Source organism: Trichlorobacter lovleyi, from assembly GCF_015239775.1.
In the GTDB taxonomy this organism is placed as follows: Bacteria; Desulfobacterota; Desulfuromonadia; order Geobacterales; family Pseudopelobacteraceae; genus Trichlorobacter; species Trichlorobacter lovleyi_B.
In genome coordinates this window covers 1535353-1559416 of sequence record NZ_CP058409.1, presented here as the reverse complement: position 1 = coordinate 1559416, position 24064 = coordinate 1535353, and the positions used below count along the sequence as shown (strand labels likewise).

Below are 24064 nucleotides of genomic sequence, written 5' to 3'. Positions count from 1 at the left end.
ACTTATGCAGGATTTGAGTGTGTACCGTCAACAAAAAAGGGGGCGGGACCGCAGCCCCGTCCCCTTTGTAACTCGCCTGTAACAGGATTAGTCTTTTTCTTCCAACGACTGGCCAAGGGCGGCCTTGCGCGAAAGCTTGATCTTACCCTGTTTATCCACGCCGATACACTTGACCAGCACCTTGTCACCTTCGTTCAGGATGTCGGTAACATTCTTGACGCGGGTCTCGTCCAGTTCGGAGATATGTACCAGGCCATCAGTACCGGGCAGCACTTCCACAAAGGCGCCGAACTCCATGATCTTCTTGACGGTGCCCATATAGAGCTTGCCTTCTTCAACCTCATCCGTCAGACCGCGGATCATCTGGATTGCGGCGTCACAGGCAGCCTTGTCCGAGCTGGCGATATTGATCTTGCCGCTGTTGTCGGAGTCAATGTCGATCATAACGCCGGTTGCCTCGGTAATGCTGCGGATGGTCTTGCCGCCGGTACCGATAACGTCGCGGATACGGTCAGGCTTGATCCAGATGGTGGTGATGCGCGGGGCAAAGGCAGACATCTCTTCACGGGGAGCGGCCAGACACTGGGCCATCTTGCCCAGGATATGCAGACGGCCTTCCTTGGCCTGCTTAAGGGCCTGCTGCATGATCTCCTTGCTGACGCCACCGATCTTGATATCCATCTGCAGGGCGGTTACGCCGTCTGCGGAACCGGCAACCTTGAAGTCCATATCGCCCAGATGATCTTCATCGCCCAGGATGTCAGTCAGGATGGCAACCTTCTCGCCTTCCTTGATCAGGCCCATGGCAATACCAGCCACCGGTGCCTTGACCGGCACGCCGGCATCCATCAGAGAGAGACAACCGCTGCAGACGGTCGCCATGGAGGAGGAACCGTTGCTCTCAAGGGTCTCTGCCACGATCCGGATGGTATACGGGAAGTCGTCGTGGCTTGGCAGGATAGCGGAAATAGCCCGTTCTGCCAGCATGCCGTGACCGATCTCACGACGGCCCGGAGCCAGACGGAAGCTGGTTTCACCAACCGAGAAAGGAGGAAAGTTATAGTGCAGCATGAACTTCTTGCGGTATTCACCATAGAGCGAGTCCATACGCTGCTCATCCTGTGAGGTACCCAGCGTGGCAGCAGCCAGCACCTGGGTCTCACCACGGGTAAACAGGGTGGAACCGTGCGCACGGGGCAGCAGACCTGCCTCAATGGCGATCGGGCGAACGGTTTTGGTATCACGGCCATCAATACGGATGCCGGTTTCCAGCACATCGTTACGCATACGATCATATTCGATATCGCCGATAAAGCCTTTGATCTCTTTATCACGGCCTTCAAACTCAGCAGCCAGGGCAGCGACAACCTCTTCCTTGATCTGCGCCACAGCAGCATACCGCTCCTGCTTGGCCTTGATCTTGAACGCCTGGGCAATACGGTCAAAGGCCAGCTCCGTTACCTTTGCCTTCAGTGCTTCATCAACAGCCAGGGGAGCAACTTCGCGCTTGGCAGTGCCAACCTGCTTGGCCAGTTCTTCCTGAGCAGCCAGGATTCCTTGAACTGCATCCTTGGCAAAGAAGACCGCCTCAAGCAGATCCTCTTCAGAAACAAAGTCAGCCTCACCCTCAACCATGAAGATGGCATCCTTACCAGCAGCAACCACGATCTCAAGGTCACTCAGTTTCAGTTGCTCTGCACTGGGGTTGGCGATCAGCTTGCCGTCAACACGGCCAACCTTGACACCGGCAACCGGACCTTCAAACGGGATGTCCGAGATCATCAGGGCTGCGGATGCGCCGATCATGGACAGGATGGCCGGATCATGGTCTTCTTCAGCAGAAATAACGGTTGCCATGACCTGGGTGTCACACAGGTATGACTCAGGGAACAGGGGACGGATCGGACGGTCGATCAGACGGCAGATCAGGGTCTCGTCCTCGGAGGGACGGCCTTCACGCTTGAAGAAGCTGCCGGGAATCTTTCCGCCGGCATAGGTTTTTTCGGTGTAGTTGACGGTCAGGGGAAAGAAGTCCTGGCCCGGCTTCGCCTCTTTGGTGCCCACCACGGTTACCAGCACCATGGTATCGCCACTGCTGATCACCACCGCACCACTGGCCTGCTTGGCCATCTTGCCGGTGGAAATCTTTACGTTCATGTTTCCTACCTGAGCTTCTACGCACTTTTCGTTGAATGTCATGTTTTCTCCTCACATGAAAATGTGCGCTGGGGCCGTCGACAGAAACTCCCTGGAACCAGAGTTTTTCTATCCACGCCCCCAACACGGTTGACAAAAAATAAAAGGGCCTTAACAGCCCTTTTGCGAAACAATAAAAGAGGCGGGCAGATCCCGGGGCTGTGCCGGGATAGCTGCCCGCTTCCTACCTGCGGATACCGAGTTGCTCGATCACCTTCTTGTAGCGATCAAGGTCACGGGACTTGAGATAGTCAAGCATGCGACGACGCTGGCCAACCAGCTTCAACAGACCGCGGCGGCTGTGATGATCCTTCTTGTGGATCTTGAAGTGATCGGTCAGATACACAATACGTGCGGTCAGGATTGCAATCTGGACCTCAGGGGATCCGGTATCGCCTTCATGCTTCTTAAAGTTGTTAATGATTTCCTGCTTTTTTTCTGTAGCCAGCACCTGTGGGCTCCTCCTGTACTGCATGGGGATGTATGTGTCGAAACACTTTAAACACTAAAAGGGATATATCTCTATCACACCTTACCTGAACCTGTAAAGCATTTCCATCAGTTGAAGACCCTTTTCAGGCTGATAGCCATCTCAGGGGTCTGTTCTGCAACCGCTATCACCTGTTGGCCATACATCAGACTGAACAGTCCCGGTTGCATCTCAAGCAGCCTGTCCCGGGGCGGAATACCGTTTTTAAGCTTCTGCAGCTCAGATTCAGTCAGCTGAATCTGCTGCAGGTGTGAGGTCGCCGCGGTCAAGGCCACCACACGCTGCTGCACCAGCCCTTCTGCAACAGAGCAGGCAAGCTGGTCAAGGGTCATGGCTGCCTCCAGCCGGAACGGTCCGCTCATGGTGCGCCGCAACGCAGTCAGACAGGCACCGCATCCAAGCAGCTTTCCCAGATCATCAGCCAATGTCCGCACATAGGTGCCACGGGAGCAATGCACCCGAACGGTTGCCAGAGGCGATGAAAACCCAAGCAGTTCGAAGCTGTGGATGGTTACCTGCCGGGCTGCCCGCTCTACCTCGACCCCCTTGCGGGCCAGCTTGTACAACGGTTGCCCCCCCTGCTTGATGGCAGAATACATGGGAGGGACCTGGCTGATCCCGCCGGTCAGACGTGCCATGGCCCCCAGAAGCTGCTCCTGGCGTACCCCGGCGGGATCATGTTCCTGCAAGACAGCACCGGTGATGTCGAGGGTATCGGTTACCAGACCGAGCCGGATGACCGCCTCATACGCCTTTTCACCTTCATCCAGGAACTGGATCGCCTTGGTCCCCTCCCCCACGGCAATCGGCAGCACACCGGTTGCAAAGGGATCAAGGGTACCGGTATGGCCGACCTTCCTGGTTCCAAGGATGCGCCGCACCCGATTGACGACATCATGGGAGCTGATACCGGCAGGTTTATCAATGACCAGAAAACCGTCTACCACTGTGCTGCTTCAACCGCTCCATAGACGATCCGCTTAACCTCGTCCAGGCTTCCTTCAACCGTACCTCCGGCGGCGTTATGATGGCCGCCACCTCCAAAGGCCTGGGCCAGCGTGGCCACATTGACGGTCCCCTTGGAGCGGAAGCCGACCTTGTACTTGCGTTCATCAAGTTGACGAAAAAAAACGGAGACCTCAACCCCGGCCACCGAACGCGGATAATTGACAAAACCATCGGTCAACTCGGCAGTAGCACCTGTTGCAGCATACATGGCAAGGGTCACCGTAATTGAGGCAACCTGGCCATCTTTTACAAATTCAAGGGTGGGCAACGCCTGCGCCAGCAGCTCAAGGCGTTTGCGGGGCTGGCTTTCATACAGTTTTTCCGCCACATGCCAGGCATTCAGGCCCCCCTGATCAACCAGTTCACCAGCAGCAGTGAAGGCCTCCTGGTTCGAGTTTGAATAGCGGAACGAGCCGGTATCAGTCAACACTGCCACATAGAGGCAGAGGGCGGTTGCATAATCAGCGGTAAAGCCGTAGGCCTTGGCAATCCGCCAGACCAGCAGGCCGGTTGCCGCAGCCTGCTCATCGATCAGGTTGATGGCACCAAAGTTTTCGCAGGTCAGGTGATGGTCAAGATTGATGGTCTGTCCAATCCGCTTGAAAGCACCGAACCGCTTGCCGGCACGACGGAACTCTCCTACATCAAGCACAAAGGCAAGATCAAAATCCTGATCAGGGATAGCATCGCAGACCTGATCCGCACCGGGCAGAAAGCGGTACAGCTCAGGCACCGGGTCAGCCAGATGCACCACCACCTGCTTGCCGATCGCCTTCAAAAATGCAGCAAGCCCCAATGACGAGCCAATGGCATCACCATCAGGGCCTTCATGGCTGGTAATCAACACGGTCCGGCTTTGCCGGATAGCGTCAGCGATCTTCTGAATCGTTTCCGTCATTGCTGGTTCCCACTTCCCGCAGCAGGTCATCAATCCGCTGGCCATACTCCTGGGAATGGTCATACTTAAAAAGGATATCAGGGGTATAGCGCATCTTCAGCACTTTACCCAACTCATGCCGAATAAAGCGGGCCGCACTGTTCAAGCCTGCCTCGGAACTCTTCTTGGCAGCCTCATCACCAATCACCGTAAAAAAGATCCGTGCCAGATGCAGGTCGTCGGTCACCTCAACCCCGGTAATGGTGACAAAACCGATCCGGGGGTCATTCAACCCCCGGGACAGGATCGTGGAGATAGTAGTATGGATGGTCTCGGCGACCTTATCGGAACGTTTGTGTTTCATGACGAACACCCTTTGACTTGCCGAAACGAGCTTATTTCGTTCAGGTTCTGGCAAGCGAGGCATGGCGCAGAGGCGTACACGAAGAGTACACCGCACAAGACATGCTGAAGCTTGACGGGGCCAGGACGGGAAAAGGCCGTTTCTACAGCTTGGCTGCCACTTTTTCCATCTCAAAGGCCTCTATGATATCGCCGACCTTGATATCATTGTAGTTCTCCAGCCCCATACCGCACTCGTAGCCGGTCGCAACCTCTTTGACATCATCCTTGAAGCGGCGCAAAGTGCCCAGTTTACCCTGGTAGACCACGACGTTGTCACGCAGCAGACGAACCTGAGCATTACGGAGAATCTTGCCATCCTGGATGTAGCAACCGGCAACGTTGCCGACCTTGGGTACGGAGAAGATCTCACGTATTTCGGCGCGGCCAAGGTATTTTTCCTTGAATACCGGCTCAAGCAGACCTTCCATCGCCTTACGGACATCATCCACGGCGTCGTAGATAACGTTGTAGAGCCGGATATCCACACCTTCCTTCTCAGCCATGGCCTGGGCCTTGACCTCAGGACGGATACTGAAGCCGATGATAATGGCATTGGAGGCAGTGGCAAGGTTGACGTCGGTCTCGGTAATGGCACCAACAGCGGTATGGATAACATTCAGGCGAACCGCTTCAGTTGACAGCTTACGCAGCGATTCTGCCACCGCCTCAACCGAGCCCTGAACGTCTGCCTTGACGATCACGTTGAGATCCTTGACTTCACCCTTCTGAATCTTCTCGTACAACTGCTCCAGGGACATCTTGGCATGCTTGGCCAGCTCCAGCTCACGCTGTTTGATCTGGCGCAGGGTTGCGATTTCTTTGGCCTGTTTCTCATCCTTCATGGCCACAAAGATATCACCGGCATCCGGTACTCCGGGCAGACCAACCACCTCAACCGGCATGGCCGGTCCGGCGGCAAGTACCCGCTCGCCACGGTCATTCTGCATGGCCCGCACACGGCCAGAGTGAACGCCAACCACACAGTAATCGCCGGTACGCAACGTACCTTCCTGTACCAGCACGGTGGCAACCGGTCCACGTCCCTTATCCAGCTTACCTTCTACAATCGTACCTTTGGCAGCCTTGTCAGGGTTTGCTTTCAGATCCATCAGGTCAGCCTGCAGCAGGATCATCTCAAGCAGCTCTTCCAGGTTCAAGCGCTTCTTGGCAGATACTTCAACCATGGTCACATCGCCACCCCACTCAGAGGAGACAATGCCATGTTCAGTCAGTTCCTGCTTGACCTTTTCAGGCCGGGCATCCGGTTTGTCGATCTTGTTGATGGCAACAATAATCGGCACACCGGCAGCCTTGGAGTGGTTGATCGCTTCCTTGGTCTGAGGCATGACACCGTCATCTGCAGCCACCACCAGGATAACGATATCAGTTACCTTGGCACCACGGGCACGCATGGCAGTAAACGCCTCGTGACCAGGGGTGTCCAGGAAGGTAATCTTACGTCCATGCAGCTCCACGTCATAGGCACCGATATGCTGGGTAATGCCACCGGCCTCACCGGCAATAACGTTGGCCTCACGAATGGCATCCAAGAGCGAGGTCTTACCATGGTCAACGTGGCCCATGATGGTAACCACCGGCGGACGTTCCTGCAGCAGTTCCGGCGCATCCGGGGTAAACTCCAGGATTTCATCCAGGTCTACTGCCACGTTCTCCACTTCGTAGCCGTAATCTGAGGCAAGCAGTACCGCAGCATCGTGGTCAAGCACATGGTTGATGGTAACCATTGATCCCATCTTCATCATGGCCTTGATCAGGTCAGTTGCCTTGATCCCCATCCTCTTGGCAAGTTCACCAATGGTAATGGTCTCAGAGATTTTGATAATCCGCTTGATCGCCTTAGGTGTCGTAAGCTCTGTTTTGCCCGGTTCTTCACGTTCCTTGCCTTTTTTGCGAGACTTGTGGAACGGGTCAAACTGGCGTTCTTCTCTTGAAAGCAACGCCTGCTTGTTAAGTTGCTCACGACCCTTGCCTTTGGCTGCTGCTCCCTTTTTGGCCTTGTCGGCAGCAGTATCCTTGGCTGGACCACCCGGCTTCCGGTTCGGCCCCAAGGCTTTGCGGCGTTCTTCGCCCTGCGGTGGCAGATCGACCTGGGTCAACTGAACAGGACGTGCACCGGCTGGACGGGGTGCGGCAGGATCCCGCGGCGGTCCTGCCGGGCGGGGACCACGGTTGTCGTTCGCACCTGCCGGACGGGGACCACGGTTGTCGTTCGCACCTGCCGGACGAGGACCGCGGTTATCCTGAGCACCTGCCGGACGAGGACCACGGTTATCCTGACCACCTGCCGGACGGGGACCACGATCACCACCCGGTCCGGGACCGCGACCCGGCTCACGACGATAGGGCCGTGCTTCAGGGGTGATTGGAATCTCGATCATCCCCAGGATGCGGGCCTGGGTTGCACTGGCACGTTCCGGCTGGGGAGGAACAGCTGGCGCAGCCGTCACTGGTTTGGCTGTTGGCGCCGCTGGAGAGGTTTCCTGAGCAACGGTCGGCTCAACAGCTGTCACAGGTTCGGCAGGGGCCGTCACTGCCTCAGCTGCCGGAGCAGCCTCGGCCACTACCGGTGCGACAACCGTTTCAACAGCCTTTTTCACGACAGAAACCCGCTCCGGGATAACAGGAGCAGCCTTTTCAACCACGACAACAGGAGCAGCAGGGGCAGCAGCCTCAACAACTGCCGGGGCTTCCGCCTCGGGCTCTGCTGCTGCAGAAGGCCTTGATCTGCGACGGACTATGTTCGTCGTAACCCGAACCTCTTCAGGGCCGGACTCAGCCGGTCTGGATGCTGTCAGCTTGGCCACCGCCTCATCGTCAACCGTGGAGGATCCGGCCTTGGCGTCATAGCCCAACGCCTTCAGCCTGGCAAGTACCTCCTTGGTATCGATGCCCAGCTTTTCCGCAAGATTGCTTACCCGGGTCTTACTCATCGACCGCTCTCCTCCTCCAGGTAGTTCCTGTATCGCTCAATTTCCTTAACAAGTGACCATGCAAAGCCGTCCGACATCACGGCTACAGCGCTTCGATCCGACTCTTTACCTACCAGTTGTCCCAACAACTCCTTGGACAACACCTGCACCACCGGCACAGCCGCCCGTGCCGCCATCCCTTCCAGCTTTTCAGCAATGGCTGAAGAGATATCCGTTGCCAGCACAAGCAGACGCGGCAGTTTTGCCCCCTTCAGGGACCGTTCAATTGCCTCACCGCCGGACACCGTTGCACCGGCCTTATTGGCCAGGGCAAGATAGCCGCTAATCCGCTGTTCCATGATCTGTTGCAGAAGCGTTACCAGCGCCGGACCGTCAACCGCTGCAGCCATCCCCTTGAAGGCACGATTAAACTGTCGCTTGGAGACAGCATCCAGCACGCAACGCCTTGACTGGCAGAGATACGCTCCACGACCGGGTAGTTTTCCCTCCAGGTCCGGGGTTACCGTGCCGTCCGGCGCGATCACAAAACGTAGAAAGCCCGTTTTATCACCTTCGCGTCTGCAGGCAATACAACTTCGCTGTGGCCCTGGCCCACTGTGCAGCTTCATATCTTAGGCAGCAATCTCCGGTTCCGGTTGTTGCTGATCAGTCTCTTCATCCATGCTTACTTCTTCCGGCTCTTCATCAACATGGGTACCATCAAAGGAAGCGAATTCTTCAAGATCACCTTCCTCCACCTTGCCTTCACCCTTGATGTCGATCCGGCAGCCGGTCAGCCGGGCAGCAAGGCTGACGTTCTGGCCACGCTTGCCGATTGCAAGGGAGAGCTGGTCATCAGGCACAATCACCTCAAGCGTACGTTGTTCCTCGTCCATAAAGACCTTGACAACCTGGGCCGGCGACAGCGCATTGCAGACAAAACGGGCGATATCAGCCGACCAGGGGATGATGTCGATCTTCTCGCCACGCAGTTCGGAAACAACATTCTGGACACGTGAGCCGCGCATACCAACGCAGGCGCCAACCGGATCAATATCACGGTCATGGGAGGCAACGGCAATCTTGGCCCGGCTCCCCGGATCACGCACCACATTAACAATCTCAACCAACCCCTCACCGATCTCCGGGACTTCAGCCTCAAACAGCTTGGCCAGCATCTGGGGATGGGTGCGGGACAGGATGATCTGCGGCCCCTTGGTGGTCATGGCGATGTCGGTGATAATGGCCCGGATCCGGTCTCCGGGACGGTACACTTCACGGGGCATCTGCTCTTTGCCAGACAATATCGCTTCTGCCCGGCCGAGGTCAATCAGCAGATCGCCGCGTTCAAAACGACGGACCTGACCGGTCACGATTTCCCACTGGCGATCCTTGTATTCATTGAAGACGGTCTCGCGCTCTGCTTCACGCACCTTCTGGATAATAACCTGCTTGGCTGTCTGTGCAGCAATCCGGCCAAAGTCACCGGAATCAATTTTCTCACCCAGTTCATCACCGACCTCACACTCGGGGTCCATTTCACGGGCCTCATCCAGTGAGATCTCGGTGTAGGAATCCTGTACCTCTTCCACCACCACCACATATTCAAACAGTTCCACCTCGCCGGTGTCATTGTTATAATGTGCTTCCAGGTTGCGGGTATTACGATATTTTTTATTGGCAGCAGACAGAACTGCCTGTTCCATCGCCTCGATCACCACCTGACGGTCGATCCCCTTCTCTTTCACGATCTGCTCGATGGCCTGTTTGAGACTGACGATTGTATCCACGGCACGAATCTCCTTATGCGGTCACGGATTAAAAATTAACTAATACGGCAAAGCGGCTTTGATTACGCTAGAATTCAAACTCAAGATGCGCCTTGGCAATCTTGTCCCAGGGAATACGGGCCTGGGGACCCTCCTTTAAACGGATCGTTACCACGCCACCCTCAACCCCTTCAATGAAACCAAGGAAAGTCTTGCGCGGGCTTCCTTTTTCATCCGTCAGCAGTTCCGTGGTTTTCACCACGGCAAGTCGCCCTTGATAACGAATGAAATCCTGTTCCTTTTTCAGTGGCCGGTCAAGGCCCGGTGACGACACTTCCAGGGTATAGCGGCTGACAATACAGTCCTCAACATCAAGCTGCACCGACAGTTCACGGCTTACTTCAGCACAGTCATCCAGATTCACCCCGTCCGGCTTGTCAATGAAGACCCGCAGCAGATAGCTCCGTCCAACCTTCTTGAACTCAAGCTCCACCAGCTCAAGTCCCATTGCATCAAGAATTGGCTGAAGCAACGTCTCTACCCGCAGTATGGGATCAGCTCCACTCATGAAAAACTCCAGGCAATAAAAAAGTGGGCTTTGCGAGCCCACTTTGTCAGACAGCACAAAATGTAGGCAAGGCAATATCACAGCTCCCCGGAGGTTGCAAGCCTTTTGTTTTTAAACAACAATTGTTTTGAGCCGATTGACAGGAAAAATATTTATATATATAGTTTTCAAAAATCGCCTACAGATAGGACTTTCCATGGATTTTGACAAAAATATGATGTTTAGCAATGAGGCTGAAATTCTGAAGGTTCTGGGACACCCGATCCGTCTCAAGATCGTGGCTGGACTGTGTACCCAGGAGTGCAATGTCAAGCATATCTGGGAATGTCTCAACCTGCCTCAGGCGACGGTATCCCAACATCTGGCCCTGCTGAAGAACAAAGGCATCATTGAGGGCAAGCGTGACGGTGTCGAGGTCCATTACAGCGTTATTCACCCCCTGGCAAAGAAACTGATCGCTGCACTAATGAACTCAGATCAGCGCCTGCCTGTTGCATAAATCACCCTATAACTGACCGGCACACCGTCAGGCGTACCAAACCGTTCGTAATAGACCGCTGCCATCTCATGCAGCACCCTGCGCCACCCCAGTCCGCCACCGGATGGTGGCCGCGCAGTCCCCGCCCCAATCCGTTTGATTGCCTGCAGCAGATGCGGCACATCCTGATACCAGACCTGTTCCAGCCCGGACCAGACCGCTATTTCACGGAAGCCCGTCAATTCCAGGGCATGCCGGACCTGTTCACTGCCATGAAAACGATGAGTACCGTTGTGTGTTGTCCCGTCTGACCGTCCGGTATTCAGTAAGGCTTGGTGCCACGATTCCCGCAACTCAAAGAGTGTCCCTTCACCAAACAGGCTGAATAAAAAACGCCCTTCCGGTTCAAGCACACGCCCGGCTTCTTCAAAACAGTGCTGCAGATTGTCAAGCCATTGAAAGGTCGAGCTGGAAAGAACCAGTTGAAAGCTGTTATCGGCAAAGGGGAGCTGTTCTGCGTCTCCCTGTACCAGTCGGGCATTTTCCCCCAGACGGGCAGCTGCCTGCTGCAGCATATTGGGAGTCAGGTCCAGACCGGTCAGGGCGGTGCCCGGGAAATGCTGTTTCACCAGTTCCAGTAGACGTCCGGTACCGCACCCGATATCCAGCACACGTGCATCTGCAGCAAGCGGCAACTGCCCAAGTGCCTGGAGCAGTTGCCGCAACACCCGCTGCTGAACCGGCGTATGCTGGTCATACTCTCCTGCTCCGCGGTGAAACGAGCACTGGACCCTCTGCCGATCAATCTGTGCCATGCAGTTCTCCAACAAAATGTAACAGATCATGGTTGAATTGCCGGGCACGGCTTAAAAACGGGGCATGACCAGCGCCAGGATAGAGCAGGCGCTGGCTGTTCTGCATCCGTTGTCCCAGCCAGGCTGAAGCAGCAGGCAGGCAGACCCGATCCTGGTCGCCATGCAGCAGCAGGGTGGGACAGGTGACCTGCTGGGCCTCTTCCATGAGTTCCTCCTCCATCAACGCCTCAAGCCCCGCAAGGGCAGCAGCAGGCTGTGGCATGACAACCTGCCCTAACTGCTCCGCAACCAGTTGCGCAACAACAGGGTCATCAAGCTCATGTTCAACAAACAGATTGCGATGAAAACCGTCCAGGGCCCGTTTAAGGCTGCGGCGCACCTTCAGGCGCATCCCTTCAGCCTCTTTCGGAGGCAAACCATGGGGAAAGTGAGGGGCTGCTGAAAAACGCGGGGTTGCTCCCACCAGCACCAGCCCGGCCAGCCGTTCCTGCAGATCCGGCCAAGCCTTGAGCAGGGCCTGTGCCCCCAGGGACCAGCCAACGGCAACGACATCCTGCAGATCAAGCTGTTCAACAACACTGACAACGTCATCAGCGTAGCCGCCGAATCCTGTTTTTCCCGCCTCGGGCACTCCTGACAACCCATGTCCCCGCAGATCCAAAGCAATAACACGGCATTGTTCAGCCAGCGGGTCCCGCTGCAATCCCCAGACAGCTGATGACATGCACCAGCCATGTACGAACAGGACCGGCTGTCCCGCACCGCACTCATCATACCAGATTGGCCCTGCAAACGGCATCAGAGCACCCCCAGTTCCCGGCCAACCCGGACAATGGCAGCCGCTGCCTGGCGGATCTGCTCCGGGCTATGGCTGGCCATGACCGTACACCGCAGACGGCTGGTCCCTTTGGGTACGGTCGGCGGCCGGATTCCCTGCACAAAGACCCCTTCCTCCAGCAATCTGGCTGAAAAGCGAGTGGTCGTTTCCGCATCACCCACCATAACCGGAACAATCGGCGTACAGCCATCAGGAACCTTGCAGCCGGCCTGCTGCAGGAGCGAACGCAACAGCGTACCGTTATCCGCAAGTTGCTGCCGTAATTGCTGACCTTCCTTGCACCGCACCAAATCAACGGCTGCTGACGAGGCGGCCAGCACTGCCGGTGGCAGGGAAGTGGAAAAGATCAATGAACGTGAACGGTTGATCAGATAGTCCCGCACCAGCCTTGAACAGGCAGCATAGGCGCCAAAGCTGCCCAGGGCCTTGCCAAAGGTCCCCATCTGAATGTCAACCCGCCCTGCAACGCCGCAAAAATCAACCGTTCCTCTGCCCTGCTGCCCCAGCACCCCTCCGGCATGGGCATCATCCACCATCAAGAGGGTCTGATGCTGTTCTGCCAAATCTGCAATCGCTTTTAACGGGGCGATATCGCCATCCATGCTGAAGACCCCGTCAGTCACGATCAGTCTCAGACCGTCTGCCTGATGCTGTTCCAACAGGCGTGCCAGTGCCTGGATGTCATTATGGGGATAACGGATCAGCCTTGCCCCTGAGAGCAGGGCCCCATCAATGATGCTGGCATGATTAAGCCGGTCAGAAAAGATGATGTCACCCCGCCCGGCCAGGGCAGCAATGATGCCGGTGTTGGCTGCATAGCCGCTGTTAAACAACAGAGCGGCTTCCGTTCCTTTCCAGGCAGCCAGCTTATCTTCAAGCTCCTGATGCAACGGCTGGTTGCCGGAGACCAGCCGCGAAGCGGCACTGGAGGTGCCATACTGCACGGCGGCATCAGCCGCGGCCTGTGCCAGGGCTGGGTGTTCTGCCAGCCCCAGATAGTTGTTTGAACAGAACAAGAGCGCCTGACGACCTTCAACACAGACCTGCGATGTTGTCCGTTCAACCGACCGCAGACTGCGGTACAGACCATCATGGTGAATTTTCTCAAGCCTTTGAGAGAGAAGCTGCAACGGCATTGTTAACCTTCCAAACAAATCAAAGTTGACAACCAGATCACAAAAAAGAGGAGTATCGCCCCCCTTTTTTAGTTAGCTACAAATAGTTCTCCAGCCCTTGAGCAGCCAGCTGTTCAACCACCTTCTTGACATCCTGAGCCCGATCCTTCGGGCAGACCAGTACGGCATCAGGGGTGGCAACCACAATCAGGTCATGCACCCCCACGGTCGCGACAACATTACCATTACCGGAGACAATACAGCCGCTGCTGTCAACATTCACGTAATTGCTGCAGTTGGCAACCACCGTGCCCTGTGCGTCAAGCTCCGCGACTTCCGGCAAGGCTGACCAGCTACCCACATCACTCCAGCCAATATCAGCAGGGACCATCTGGACCCGTTCAGATTGTTCCATGACCCCATAATCAATGGACTGGCCAACAATGGCAGTATACATCTCTGCGATCTGGCCCGACAAATCAGCCAGGTCCCAGACATAACCAAAGGTCATCTGTTCCAGTCTGGCAGCAAGTTCCGGCATGTAACGTCCAATCTCGGCCAGGATCGTATCTGCACGCCAGACAAACATGCCGCTGTTCCAGAAAAAGGTACCAGCCTCCAGATAGGCAAGGGCGGTGGCACGATCCGGTTTTTCCACAAAGCGCGTCACCGGGAAGGGACCGAGCCCCCTCAGGCTCATATCTGCCTCAAGGTAGCCATAGCCGGTCTCAGGACTGGTTGGCACAATACCCAGGGTCATCAGCCAGCCGTTGCGGGCAGAACCGGCAGCCTGCAGCAGACACTGGCACAGCCCGGCATCATCCCGTATATAATGGTCGGCAGGCAGAACTGCCATCACTCCTTCCGGGTCATGGGCAGCAATGATGGTGGCAGCCAGCCCCACTGCCGGGGCAGTATTACGCCCCACCGGCTCGGCAATCACATCAACCGGCACCGAGGCCCGGTATCCGGCCAGCTGACGTTCTGTTTCTGCAGCCTGCAGCCGGTTGGTTATGACCAGAACCCTTTTGGGTTTAAGCGGCAGGATACGCTCAACGGTCCGTTGCAGCATGGTGGGGCCATCGGTCACGCTGATCAGCTGTTTGGGACGTGCCGTGCGGGAAACCGGCCAGAAACGGGTGCCGGAACCTCCTGCCAGTATCACAACATACATAGCGCCTCCCTACTCCTCAGCCCGCTGGTAGTCATCCTGAAAACGGACAATGTCATCCTCACCCAGATATTCACCGCTCTGTACCTCAATAATAACCAGCGGGATCTTGCCGGGATTTTGCAGACGGTGCTGTTCACCGATCGGAATAAAGGTGGACTCATTGACATTTACCATGAATTCACGTTCACCACAGGTCACCAGGGCCGTTCCCGAGACCACGATCCAGTGTTCGCTGCGATGGTGATGTTTCTGCAGTGACAGCCGTTGTCCCGGCAACACCTCAATCCGCTTGATCTTGTAGTGACTGTTTTCCTCAAGCACCGTGTAGGTGCCCCAGGGCCGCTCTCCACGCTCCAGTGTCATATATCAGGATTCCTTCCTCAGCTGCAGGTACTGTTTCAGTGCCTCGTGCCATGGTTGCGGCTCAAAGCCGGTATCAGCAACCAGCTTGCTGCAATCAAGGGTTGAGTAGAGAGGACGCCGGGCCGGGCGGTTCAACTGCTCGGTGGTCATGGGCAGCACCTGCAGCTTCAACCCGGCCTCGTCAAAGATCGCCTTGGCAAAGCCGTTCCAGGAGGTATGGCCGCTGTTGGCGCAGTGATAGGTGCCACGGCAGCCTTTATCAATCAGGGCAATGATCCCCCTGGCCAGATCCATGGTCCAGGTGGGAGAACCGATCTGGTCATCCACCACCGTCAGTTCTTTCTTTTCCTGCCCCAGCTTCAGCATGGTTTCCACAAAATTCTTGCCATGCAGGCCATACAACCACTGGGTCCGCACCAGCAGGTTGTCAGGGTTGATATCCACATTCAGTTCGCCAGCCAGTTTGGATTCACCATAGATGTTCAGCGGTTGCTGCAGGTCATCCTCACCATAGGGACTGCCCTTACTGCCGTCGAAGACGTAATCTGTGCTGACCTGCACAAGCTTGGCCTCGATCTCACGGGTCACCAGGGCAAGAAAGGCCACCCCCTCACCATTGACCTGCATGGCGGTCTCCGGGTTGGTTTCACAGCCATCCACATCCGTGTAGGCAGCGCAGTTGATCACCACCTTGGGTTTCAGGGTAGTCAGTACCTGTTGCACAGAGACCATATCAGTAATATCAATGTCCGGCAGGTCCACTCCCCTGCCCCGCTCACCCAGCAGGCTCATCAGATCCTGCCCCAGCATCCCGTTTGCTCCCACCACCAGGATCATGCTGCACCTCCGTACTGCTGCTGGTAGTAGTCACGGTAGCTGCCACTGGTAACTTCTGCAACCCAGTGCTGGTTGGCCAGATACCAGTCAATGGTCTCGGCTATACCGGTTTCAAAGGTATAGGACGGAGACCACCCCAGATCCTGTTTAAGTTTGGAGGCATCAATGGCATAACGCCGGTCATGGCCGGGACGGTCCTTGACAAACGTGATCAGGCTGCGGTTTTCGCCCGGCTGCCTGCCTAGCTTACTATCCAGCAGGTCACAGACCAGATTGACAATGGCGATATTCTGCCATTCGTTATTACCACCGATATTGTAGACCGAACCTGGCTTGGCCCCCTTCAGAATACACTCGATGGCGGCACCATGATCTCCGACGTGCAGCCAGTCCCGCACATTGCTGCCATCACCATAGACCGGCAGCGGTTTTCTGGCGATGATATTGGCGATCAAAAGAGGGATCAGCTTTTCAGGAAAGTGGTAGGGACCATAGTTGTTGGAACAGCGTGAAACAAGCGTCGGCATGCCAAAGGTCTCATGATAGGCCCGCACCAGCAGGTCTGCACCGGCCTTGGAGGCAGAATAGGGAGAGTTGGCAGCCAGCGGTGTCTCCTCAGTAAAATAGCCGGTCTCCCCCAATGAGCCGTAGACCTCATCGGTGGAAATCTGATAGTAGCGGAAACTCGGCACCATACCCGACTGCCAGTGTTTACGGCTTTCCTCCAACAACACCTGGGTACCCAGTACATTGGTACGGACAAATATCTCCGGGCCGGTTATGGAACGGTCCACATGGGACTCAGCCGCAAAATGCACCACCGCATCAATCTTTTCTTCAGCCAGCAGCGACGCCACCAGTACGGCATCACCAATATCACCTTTAACAAAGCGATAGTTTGTGCTGTGCTCAACAGTCGTCAGGTTTTTCAGGTTGCCGGCATAGGTCAGGGCATCAAGGTTGACGACACGGCAACCAGGGTTCAACGGCATGAAGCGGTTGATGAAATTGGAACCGATAAAACCGGCCCCACCGGTCACCAGCAGGGCGGTGGGTTGAAACTGTTTCTCAGACATGGACTGTTCCTTAAGTGGAGTAAGCGGTTCTATAGCACAGAGAGGGTGTAAGGGGAAGCCCAGGGTTCATTACTCACCCTCAGCAGCCAACCCGAATTTAGACAGTTTGTAGCGATAGGAGCGGAACGACATCCCCAGCAGATCGGCGGCCTTGGTCTTACTGCCGCCTGATTTCTCCAGGGCCTTCACCAGATACTGTTTCTCCAGATTTTCAAGGGCCGGCTCCAGATCGATCCCTTCATCAGGCAGCTCAATTGCAGCATGCAGGTCAAAGCGTTTGATCGCCCCCCTGACCTGGGCGGGCAGGCTATCCAGGGTAATCCGTTCACGATCGAGCACCAGACTGCGCTCAATAATATTCTCCAGCTCCCGCACGTTTCCGGGGAATGGGTAGGCCATCAGGCATTTAAGTGCTTCCGAAGTAACAATCCCGCCGCTGCCGCAATGTTTCCTGACCAGATGTTCAACCAACAGTGGAATATCCTCAACCCGTTCCCGCAGGGGAGGCATCACCACCTGGACGACATTGATCCGATAGTAGAGATCCTCGCGAAAGGTACCTTCCTTCACCTGTAGTGCCAGATCGCGGTTTGAGGCCGCCAGCAGACGCACATCAACCTTTTTGGTGGCTGATCCGCCGACCCGGCGCACTTCACGTTCCTGAATCACCCGTAGCAGGCGGGTCTGCATCGCCAACGGCAGCTCGCCGATCTCATCAAGAAAAACCGTTCCGCCGCTTGCCTGTTCAAACAGCCCGGCCCGCTCTCCCACGGCACCGGTAAAGGCCCCTTTGACATGGCCGAACAGTTCACTCTCAATCAGATTTTCAGGAATTGCACCACAATTCACCGCCACAAACGGCTTATTTTTACGACTACTGCCTTCATGAATCGCCTTGGCTGCCAACTCTTTACCGGTGCCGCTTTCGCCGGAAACAAGCACCGTGGTCTGGGACTCGGCAACCTTACGCAGCAGATTAAAGACCTCTTTCATCCGCTGTGACGTACCGACAATACCGCCATATCCTTCACAGACACCGGCCTTTTCCCGCAGTTGCCGGTTTTCACGCTTCAGGTCACGCTTTTCCAAGGCGTTCTTAACCAGGATCTTGATTTCATCCACCTTAAACGGCTTGGCCAGGTAATCATAGGCCCCCAGCTTCATCGCCTCAACCGCCTGCTCGGCCGTTGAAAAGGCGGTAATCAAGAGCACTGCAGTATCAGGTTTGTTCTCCTTAATCCGGGCAAGCAGCTCCAGGCCGCTTAAGCCCGGCATCTGCACATCTGAAATCACCAGATCGATATCCGAGGCAGCCAGTCGGGTAAGTGCGGTGGCTGCATCCGCAGCCGTCAGCACCTCATACCCTTCGCGCTCAAGCAGGATCGAGATAAACTCCCGCATGCTCAATTCATCATCAACGACCAGTATTCTGGTTCTCACCAGGCCCCTCCTCCATCATCGGCAGCAAAAGTGTCATCATTGTCCCCCCTCCATCACGGGGGTCAGCCTGTATCATGCCGCCATGCCCTTCAACAATCCGGTAGACCGTTGCCAGCCCCAATCCGGTTCCTGCCGGTTTCGTTGTCCAGAATGGCTCAAACAGATGCCGGCAGGTATCCTCATTCATGCCACATCCTTGATCCATAACTTTCAGACAGAGCAGGGAAAAGGCCCTGCCGGCATCATCAGTTCCTGACTGCAGATCTGCCGAGACCACGATCTCCCCGCCATCCGGCATCGCCTCTGCTGCATTATGCAACAAATTCAGCAGCACTTGCTGCAACTGGTCACGATCAGCCCAGGCAGTCAGATCCTCAGAAAGATCCAGTACAAGCCTGATCTTGTCAAAACGGCTATCAGCCATCAGCAAGGCCTGTAGATCCCTCACCAGATGATACAGGTTAAAGCGTTCAAAACGGGGAGGAGTCGGTCGGGCATAGGCCAAAAAATCAGTAATCAGGCCGTTCAGACGGTCCGACTCACGCATGACAATGGCAAGCAGCCTTGATTCATGCTCCCGCAGACTACCATGCTCTGCCAACAACTGTACAGACCCGCTGATGGCAGCCAGGGGGTTACGGATTTCATGGGCCATACGGGCTGACAGTTCCCCCAGGGCTGCCAGACGATCTGACCGTTTCAGGGCAAGCTCCATCTGTTTGAAGCCGGTCAGATCCTTGAGTGTTACAATCAGACCGGCAGTTTCTCCCTGCAGGTTCCTGAACGGCATGGTTGCATAGCCGATGGTCAGAGGAGTGCCGCTTGCCGGTCGATAATAAAACTCACCTTGCCCATGGTGCTCAAACGCCCCACTGACAACCGGCAATGAAGGGAACACGGCGCTGATCGGGCGGCCATAGGCATGGACCTGGGTCATGCCGGTCATTTTTTCAACATAGGGGTTAAAAACCCTGATAAGCCCATCCCGCGTAATCGTCAGGAGGCCACTCTCCAGGTTCTCCACAATCGTACTGTGCAGTTGTTTCAGCTCTTCATAGTTCACCTCTGTCAACCTGGCCCGCTCAGCCAGATGGCTCCCCATGATTGCTGCCAGTACAAACCCCACCAGGTGTAGAAAAAGGGTATAGAAAATCACCACATTTCCCCGCTGCTGGGCAGTTTCCGGGCTCAGGCCGATATCTCTAAGCATACCAAAATACTGCAGGTCAACCATTGCTCCATACAGAATAATACAAAGAGCTGCGGTATACAGTGCCTGCTGCCGGTTCAGCAGCATACCGGCACTCATGATCGCCAGCAGATAGAGGAATGAATACGGGCTGGCAATACCATCTGTCAGCATCAGGAGCAGTGTTACAAACAGGATATCCCAGACGATTTGCAGCCGGGTAAGCGGGAGCAGCCAGCTCTGGCGGCGCAGGGCCGCCAGAGAGACCAGTGAAACACAGCAGGAAAGGACCATCAACTCAACGACACCCCGAAACTGGATATCACTGATCGCTTCAGCATCACTCAGCTTCAAGATGATGGTTGACACCAGAAAGAGTACGACAACAACTATCCTGGCAAAGATAAAGAGCCTTAAACGACGCTCAGTTTTCATCAGTTAACCGCCAACAGCACCTGCCAGCTTAAAGATCGGCAGATACATGGCAACAACCAGTCCACCAACCGTGGTGCCCAGGAAAACCATCAGGAGCGGTTCCATCATGGCGGTCATGGCAGAGACGGCGTCATCAACCTCATCGTCGTAGAAATCGGCGATCTTGGTCAGCATTGCATCCATGGCGCCTGTGGCCTCGCCAACGGCAATCATCTGTACCACCATGGGAGGAAAGATCCCACAGGACTGCAGCGGTTCAGCCATGGTCTTACCTTCAGAAATGGCCTGACGGACACCATAGATGGCCTCTTCCACAATCTTGTTACCTGCCGTCTTGGCAACAATCTCCAAGCCATCCATAATCGGCACCCCGGAGCTGACCATGGTACCCAGGGTACGGGTAAACTTGGCAACAGCAACCTTCCGGATCAATGGCCCGGCAATAGGAGCCTTCAAAAACATGGCATCCATCTTTTTACGACCAGTAGGAGTGGCATAATATTTTTTGATCGCCGCAGCAATGGCGAAACAGCCAATAATGATAACCACGATATACTTCAGCAGGAAATTTGAGAGCCCGATCACGAATTTGGTAGGGGCAGGCAGTTCACCGCCAAAATCAGCAAACATCTTGGCAAAGGTGGGGATAACAAAGACCAGAATCACGCCGACAACAATGACCGCAATCGACATGATTGTGGTCGGATAGACCATGGCCCCCTTGATCTGCTTCTTCAACTTCATGGCCTTTTCAATGTAGGCTGCCAACCGGTTGAGAATAGTATCAAGAATACCGCCGATTTCACCGGCAGCCACCAGGTTGACAAACAGTTGATCAAAGGCCTTTGGGTGCTTGGCCAAGGCATCGGCAAAGGTAGAACCGCTCTCGACACTCTCCTTGACCCGCAACAGGATCTCCTTAAATGCCGGCTTTTCCTGTTGCGAAGAAAGGATATCCAGACACTGCACCAACGGAAGACCAGAGTCAATCATGGTGGCAAACTGACGGGTAAAGATAACCAGATCCTTGGTATCAATACTCCCCCCACCGAACTTGGGCAGCTTGAACTGCATCCCTTTGGATTGATCCTTTACCACAATATTCTGCAAACCGGCCTTTTTCAGCTGGGCTTCAACCGATGCTGCATCCGGCGCATCAGTGACCCCCCTTTGCACTGATCCGGTACGGGTTTTACCTTCCCATGAAAACTTTGGCATGCTGTTCCTCCTTCAGAATCGTATCCGGCTATCGGCGCGGTTGCTGACGCATCCCCATTGTTGGATTGTTGATCATCTGCCTCAATTCGTCCGGATCAGAGGTGCGCCCCATGGCATCATCAAGGGTAATCAGTCTCCGGGAAAAAAGCGAATAGAGCGACTGGTTCATGGTCTGCATCCCGAATTTTTCCTGGCCGACCTGCATCTGGGAGTAGATCTGGTGGACCTTGTCTTCCCTGATAAGGTTGCGGATTGCAGGGTTCGGCACCATGATTTCGAGCGACATAACCCTGCCACCGCCGATCTTGGGAATCAGCGCCTGGGACATCACCCCTTCCAGCACAAAGGAGAGTTGGGCACGAATCTGGGTCTGCTGATAGGGGGGGAATACATCCACAATCCGGTTGATGGTCTGGGCACAGGAGTTGGTATGCAGAGTCGCCAGACAGAGGTGACCGGTTTCGGACAGGGTCAGGGCAGCCTCAATCGTCTCAAGATCCCGTAATTCGCCAACAAGTACGACGTCAGGGTCCTGACGCAGAACGTACTTGAGGGCGTTTTTAAACCCCTTGGTATCGGCTCCGACCTCACGTTGATTCACCAGACAGCCTTTGTGGGGATGCAGGTATTCAATCGGATCCTCAATGGTGACAATGTGTTCTTTCCGGTTGATGTTAATGAAGTCAATGATTGAAGCCAGGGTGGTTGATTTACCGCTACCGGTAGGTCCGGTCACCAGAATCAGACCACGGGGCTTTTCTGCCAGCTCCTTAACAACCGGTGGCAGGCCAAGCTCTTCAAAAGACAGGATCTTGTAGGGAATAACCCGGAAAACCCCTGCCACCGCACCGCGCTGCACAAAGATGTTTCCCCGGAAACGGGATAACCCCTTGACCCCGAAAGAAAGATCAAGCTCGTTTTCCTCTTCAAATTTGTGTTTTTGGGTGTCAGTCAGCACCGAATAGCAGAGCTGCTTGGTCTCCACCGCATTTAACGGTGGTATATCGAGCTTTTGCAACTTACCATCCACCCTGATTTGAGGCTGGGTATTGGTGGTAATGTGAAGGTCAGACCCACCTGCTTCCACCAGGGTTTTCAGAAGTTCGTGAAGATTAGCCATGAAAGTGACTCCTTAATCGTCGGAAACCGTTACCCGCAAAACCTCTTCAAGAGATGTAACACCTTCTTTGATCTTGGTAAGACCTGACTGGCGCATGGTCTTGATACCGAGTCGCATCGACTCCCTTTTGATCTCAGCCGTGTTGGCACCGTTGAGAATCAGCTCCCGAATCGGTTCGAGCATCGGCATGACCTGATAAAAACCGACCCGGCCCTTGTAGCCGGTATTATTGCAAGTTGGGCATCCCCTGCCTTTATAGCAGACATATTCAGGTGCCTCGTCCGGAGGCACACCAGCATCAATCAGGGCCTGGACCGGGATATCTTCCTTTTCCTTGCACTCACTGCAGACACGTCGAGCCAGACGCTGGGCTGTGATCAGGTTAACGGCAGAGGCCACCAGAAACGGTTCTATGCCCATATTAAGCAGACGGTTGATCGTTGCCGGCGCATCGTTGGTATGCAGGGTTGAAAGCACCAAGTGCCCGGTCAGGGCGGCCTTGACGGCAATTTCAGCCGTTTCAAAGTCCCGGATCTCACCGATCATGATGATATCCGGATCCTGGCGCAGAAAGGAACGCAGGGCTGCGGCAAAGTTCAGCCCGATATCTTCATGCATCTGCACCTGGTTGATACCGGCAAAGTTAAACTCAACCGGATCTTCTGCGGTGGAGATATTTTCAGTCACCTTGTTCAGTTCTGACAGTGCCGAATAGAGCGACACCGTCTTTCCGGAACCGGTGGGGCCGGTCACCAGTACCATGCCGAACGGCTTATGGATCTCACGTTTGAAGTGGGCCAGTGCATCCGGTTCATAACCCAGCTTGGTCAGGTCGGTCTGCAGGTTGCTCTTGTCAAGCAGCCGCAAGACGATCTTTTCACCAAAAAGTGTTGGAAGACATGAAACCCGGTAGTCCATGTCCCTGCCGCCTCCCAGCTTGATCTTGATCCGGCCGTCCTGGGGCAAACGGCGCTCAGCAATATCCAGCTCAGCCATGATCTTGATCCGGGAGGTGATGGCATTCTTCAGCTTCATGGGGGGTTTCATCACTTCGTACAAGACACCGTCTATCCGGTAGCGGACCCGAAAGGTCTTTTCGTACGGCTCGATATGGATATCACTGGCCTTCTTCTTAATGGCGTCCATCAAAATCAGGTTTACCAGCTTGACAACCGGGGCATCCTCGGTGGCACGTTCAAGGGAAGAGACATCAACCTCCTCCTCGGTGTCCACCAGTTCCAGATCCTCCATATCCAGGTTATCCATCACATCAGCCAGGGATGCAGACTGGTCGTAATACTTGTCTATAGCCCCTTTGATATCGGACTCGGCAGTCACAACCATCTCAACATTGTAGCTGGTCATGAACTTGATATCTTCGATGGCAAACAGATTGGAGGGATCACTGACCGCTACGATCAGGGTTGAGCCGGCCCGGTTGACCGGTATCAGGTTATATTTCTGGACAACTTCAGGCGGAATGATCTTTATGACAGCGGGGTCAATCTCATACTCAGCGAGACAGATGGTGGGGACGCCATACTGGCGTGAGAGAAACGACACCAGATCAGGCTCTTTGATCAGCCCCTGCTTGACCAGAATAGAACCCAGCTTGCTCTGGCCGCCAGACATCTTCTGTTCCTGCAATGCAGCGCTCAGCTGTTCACTGGTAATGATATTGTTTTTGACTAAAATATCGCCAAGGCGGCTCGTCTGCATGGGA

General features: G+C 55.1%; 22 protein-coding genes. 1 reads left to right on the top strand and 21 read right to left on the bottom strand.

The genetic code is table 11. The features are described 5' to 3' along the window. Positions 1-87: 87 nt before the first annotated feature. The 9 genes from pnp to rimP form a co-directional block, all read right to left on the bottom strand. Positions 88-2199 (bottom strand): polyribonucleotide nucleotidyltransferase, encoded by a 2112-nt coding sequence (gene pnp, locus FY034_RS07140; protein ID WP_416222772.1) that lies wholly within the window; start codon positions 2197-2199, stop codon positions 88-90. A 181-nt stretch (positions 2200-2380) separates the two neighbouring features. Further along, positions 2381-2647: a 30S ribosomal protein S15 gene (gene rpsO, locus FY034_RS07135; RefSeq protein WP_012469731.1), complete on the bottom strand. Its 267-nt coding sequence runs from the start codon at positions 2645-2647 to the stop codon at positions 2381-2383. 107 nt (positions 2648-2754) lie between these two features. Then, positions 2755-3633, bottom strand: coding sequence for a tRNA pseudouridine(55) synthase TruB (gene truB, locus FY034_RS07130; RefSeq protein WP_265554742.1), 879 nt, complete (start codon positions 3631-3633; stop codon positions 2755-2757). Further along, positions 3627-4592: a DHH family phosphoesterase gene (locus FY034_RS07125; RefSeq protein ID WP_265554741.1), complete on the bottom strand. Its 966-nt coding sequence runs from the start codon at positions 4590-4592 to the stop codon at positions 3627-3629. The genes truB and FY034_RS07125 overlap by 7 nt, the downstream gene beginning before the upstream one ends. Next, positions 4564-4935, bottom strand: a complete 372-nt coding sequence (locus FY034_RS07120) for a ribosome-binding factor A (protein WP_265554739.1) — start codon at positions 4933-4935, stop codon at positions 4564-4566. The genes FY034_RS07125 and FY034_RS07120 overlap by 29 nt, the downstream gene beginning before the upstream one ends. A gap of 142 nt (positions 4936-5077) precedes the next feature. Beyond that, positions 5078-7927, bottom strand: a complete 2850-nt coding sequence (gene infB / locus FY034_RS07115) for a translation initiation factor IF-2 (RefSeq protein ID WP_265554738.1) — start codon at positions 7925-7927, stop codon at positions 5078-5080. Further along, on the bottom strand, positions 7924-8535 hold the full coding sequence (locus tag FY034_RS07110) for a DUF448 domain-containing protein (protein ID WP_265554737.1): 612 nt from the start codon (positions 8533-8535) through the stop codon (positions 7924-7926). The genes infB and FY034_RS07110 overlap by 4 nt, the downstream gene beginning before the upstream one ends. A 3-nt stretch (positions 8536-8538) precedes the next feature. Beyond that, complete coding sequence (nusA, locus tag FY034_RS07105) at positions 8539-9696, bottom strand: transcription termination factor NusA (protein ID WP_265554736.1); 1158 nt, start codon at positions 9694-9696, stop codon at positions 8539-8541. Between the two features lie 67 nt (positions 9697-9763). Further along, positions 9764-10243, bottom strand: coding sequence for a ribosome maturation factor RimP (rimP, locus tag FY034_RS07100; RefSeq protein ID WP_265554734.1), 480 nt, complete (start codon positions 10241-10243; stop codon positions 9764-9766). Positions 10244-10439: 196 nt separating this feature from the next. Here rimP and FY034_RS07095 point away from each other — a divergent pair, with 196 nt between their 5' ends. Further along, on the top strand, positions 10440-10742 hold the full coding sequence (locus FY034_RS07095) for an ArsR/SmtB family transcription factor (RefSeq protein ID WP_012469723.1): 303 nt from the start codon (positions 10440-10442) through the stop codon (positions 10740-10742). Here FY034_RS07095 and FY034_RS07090 read toward each other — a convergent pair. The 12 genes from FY034_RS07090 to pilB all read right to left on the bottom strand — a co-directional run bounded on the left by FY034_RS07090 (position 10721) and on the right by pilB (position 24060). Beyond that, entirely contained in the window at positions 10721-11536 is an 816-nt protein-coding gene (locus FY034_RS07090; RefSeq protein WP_265554732.1) for a methyltransferase domain-containing protein, read from the bottom strand. The two genes, FY034_RS07095 and FY034_RS07090, sit on opposite strands and share 22 nt — an antisense overlap. Beyond that, positions 11523-12335, bottom strand: coding sequence for an alpha/beta fold hydrolase (locus FY034_RS07085; RefSeq protein ID WP_265554730.1), 813 nt, complete (start codon positions 12333-12335; stop codon positions 11523-11525). The genes FY034_RS07090 and FY034_RS07085 overlap by 14 nt, the downstream gene beginning before the upstream one ends. After that, positions 12335-13510: an 8-amino-7-oxononanoate synthase gene (bioF, locus tag FY034_RS07080; protein ID WP_265554728.1), complete on the bottom strand. Its 1176-nt coding sequence runs from the start codon at positions 13508-13510 to the stop codon at positions 12335-12337. The genes FY034_RS07085 and bioF overlap by 1 nt, the downstream gene beginning before the upstream one ends. Before the next feature lie 76 nt (positions 13511-13586). Further along, positions 13587-14663 (bottom strand): mannose-1-phosphate guanylyltransferase, encoded by a 1077-nt coding sequence (locus FY034_RS07075; protein ID WP_265554726.1) that lies wholly within the window; start codon positions 14661-14663, stop codon positions 13587-13589. Between the two features lie 9 nt (positions 14664-14672). Continuing rightward, the gene (locus FY034_RS07070; protein ID WP_078790996.1) at positions 14673-15026 is read right to left on the bottom strand and encodes a cupin domain-containing protein; all 354 of its coding nucleotides are present in this window, start codon (positions 15024-15026) and stop codon (positions 14673-14675) included. Positions 15027-15029: 3 nt separating this feature from the next. Then, positions 15030-15863 (bottom strand): dTDP-4-dehydrorhamnose reductase, encoded by an 834-nt coding sequence (rfbD, locus tag FY034_RS07065; RefSeq protein ID WP_265554722.1) that lies wholly within the window; start codon positions 15861-15863, stop codon positions 15030-15032. Beyond that, complete coding sequence (gene rfbB / locus FY034_RS07060) at positions 15860-16939, bottom strand: dTDP-glucose 4,6-dehydratase (RefSeq protein WP_265554721.1); 1080 nt, start codon at positions 16937-16939, stop codon at positions 15860-15862. The genes rfbD and rfbB overlap by 4 nt, the downstream gene beginning before the upstream one ends. 69 nt (positions 16940-17008) lie before the next feature. Further along, positions 17009-18379 carry a sigma-54-dependent transcriptional regulator gene (locus FY034_RS07055; protein WP_265554719.1) on the bottom strand — a complete coding sequence of 457 codons (1371 nt, stop codon included), beginning with the start codon at positions 18377-18379 and terminating at the stop codon, positions 17009-17011. After that, on the bottom strand, positions 18354-20003 hold the full coding sequence (locus FY034_RS07050) for a two-component system sensor histidine kinase NtrB (RefSeq protein WP_265554716.1): 1650 nt from the start codon (positions 20001-20003) through the stop codon (positions 18354-18356). Before FY034_RS07050 ends, FY034_RS07055 begins: the two co-directional genes overlap by 26 nt. Before the next feature lie 3 nt (positions 20004-20006). After that, a complete protein-coding gene (locus FY034_RS07045) occupies positions 20007-21221 on the bottom strand; it encodes a type II secretion system F family protein (protein ID WP_265554715.1) in 1215 nt (404 codons plus the stop codon). Positions 21222-21249: 28 nt separating this feature from the next. Continuing rightward, a complete protein-coding gene (locus FY034_RS07040) occupies positions 21250-22341 on the bottom strand; it encodes a type IV pilus twitching motility protein PilT (RefSeq protein WP_012469712.1) in 1092 nt (363 codons plus the stop codon). A 12-nt stretch (positions 22342-22353) separates the two neighbouring features. After that, positions 22354-24060, bottom strand: coding sequence for a type IV-A pilus assembly ATPase PilB (gene pilB, locus FY034_RS07035; RefSeq protein ID WP_265554712.1), 1707 nt, complete (start codon positions 24058-24060; stop codon positions 22354-22356). Between the last annotated feature and the right edge of the window lie 4 nt (positions 24061-24064).

Coding starts and splice junctions, on each gene's coding strand:
- FY034_RS07075 (WP_265554726.1), bottom strand. CDS start 14,663: ATGTATGTTGTGATACTGGCAGGAGGTTCCGGCACCCGTTTCTGGCCG.
- FY034_RS07110 (WP_265554737.1), bottom strand. CDS start 8,535: ATGAAGCTGCACAGTGGGCCAGGGCCACAGCGAAGTTGTATTGCCTGC.
- FY034_RS07045 (WP_265554715.1), bottom strand. CDS start 21,221: ATGCCAAAGTTTTCATGGGAAGGTAAAACCCGTACCGGATCAGTGCAA.
- FY034_RS07120 (WP_265554739.1), bottom strand. CDS start 4,935: ATGAAACACAAACGTTCCGATAAGGTCGCCGAGACCATCCATACTACT.
- pilB (WP_265554712.1), bottom strand. CDS start 24,060: ATGCAGACGAGCCGCCTTGGCGATATTTTAGTCAAAAACAATATCATT.
- infB (WP_265554738.1), bottom strand. CDS start 7,927: ATGAGTAAGACCCGGGTAAGCAATCTTGCGGAAAAGCTGGGCATCGAT.
- FY034_RS07040 (WP_012469712.1), bottom strand. CDS start 22,341: ATGGCTAATCTTCACGAACTTCTGAAAACCCTGGTGGAAGCAGGTGGG.
- FY034_RS07125 (WP_265554741.1), bottom strand. CDS start 4,592: ATGACGGAAACGATTCAGAAGATCGCTGACGCTATCCGGCAAAGCCGG.
- FY034_RS07070 (WP_078790996.1), bottom strand. CDS start 15,026: ATGACACTGGAGCGTGGAGAGCGGCCCTGGGGCACCTACACGGTGCTT.
- pnp (WP_416222772.1), bottom strand. CDS start 2,199: ATGACATTCAACGAAAAGTGCGTAGAAGCTCAGGTAGGAAACATGAAC.
- FY034_RS07095 (WP_012469723.1), top strand. CDS start 10,440: ATGGATTTTGACAAAAATATGATGTTTAGCAATGAGGCTGAAATTCTG.
- bioF (WP_265554728.1), bottom strand. CDS start 13,510: ATGCCGTTGCAGCTTCTCTCTCAAAGGCTTGAGAAAATTCACCATGAT.
- FY034_RS07090 (WP_265554732.1), bottom strand. CDS start 11,536: ATGGCACAGATTGATCGGCAGAGGGTCCAGTGCTCGTTTCACCGCGGA.
- FY034_RS07050 (WP_265554716.1), bottom strand. CDS start 20,003: ATGAAAACTGAGCGTCGTTTAAGGCTCTTTATCTTTGCCAGGATAGTT.
- rfbB (WP_265554721.1), bottom strand. CDS start 16,939: ATGTCTGAGAAACAGTTTCAACCCACCGCCCTGCTGGTGACCGGTGGG.
- rimP (WP_265554734.1), bottom strand. CDS start 10,243: ATGAGTGGAGCTGATCCCATACTGCGGGTAGAGACGTTGCTTCAGCCA.
- FY034_RS07085 (WP_265554730.1), bottom strand. CDS start 12,335: ATGCCGTTTGCAGGGCCAATCTGGTATGATGAGTGCGGTGCGGGACAG.
- rfbD (WP_265554722.1), bottom strand. CDS start 15,863: ATGATCCTGGTGGTGGGAGCAAACGGGATGCTGGGGCAGGATCTGATG.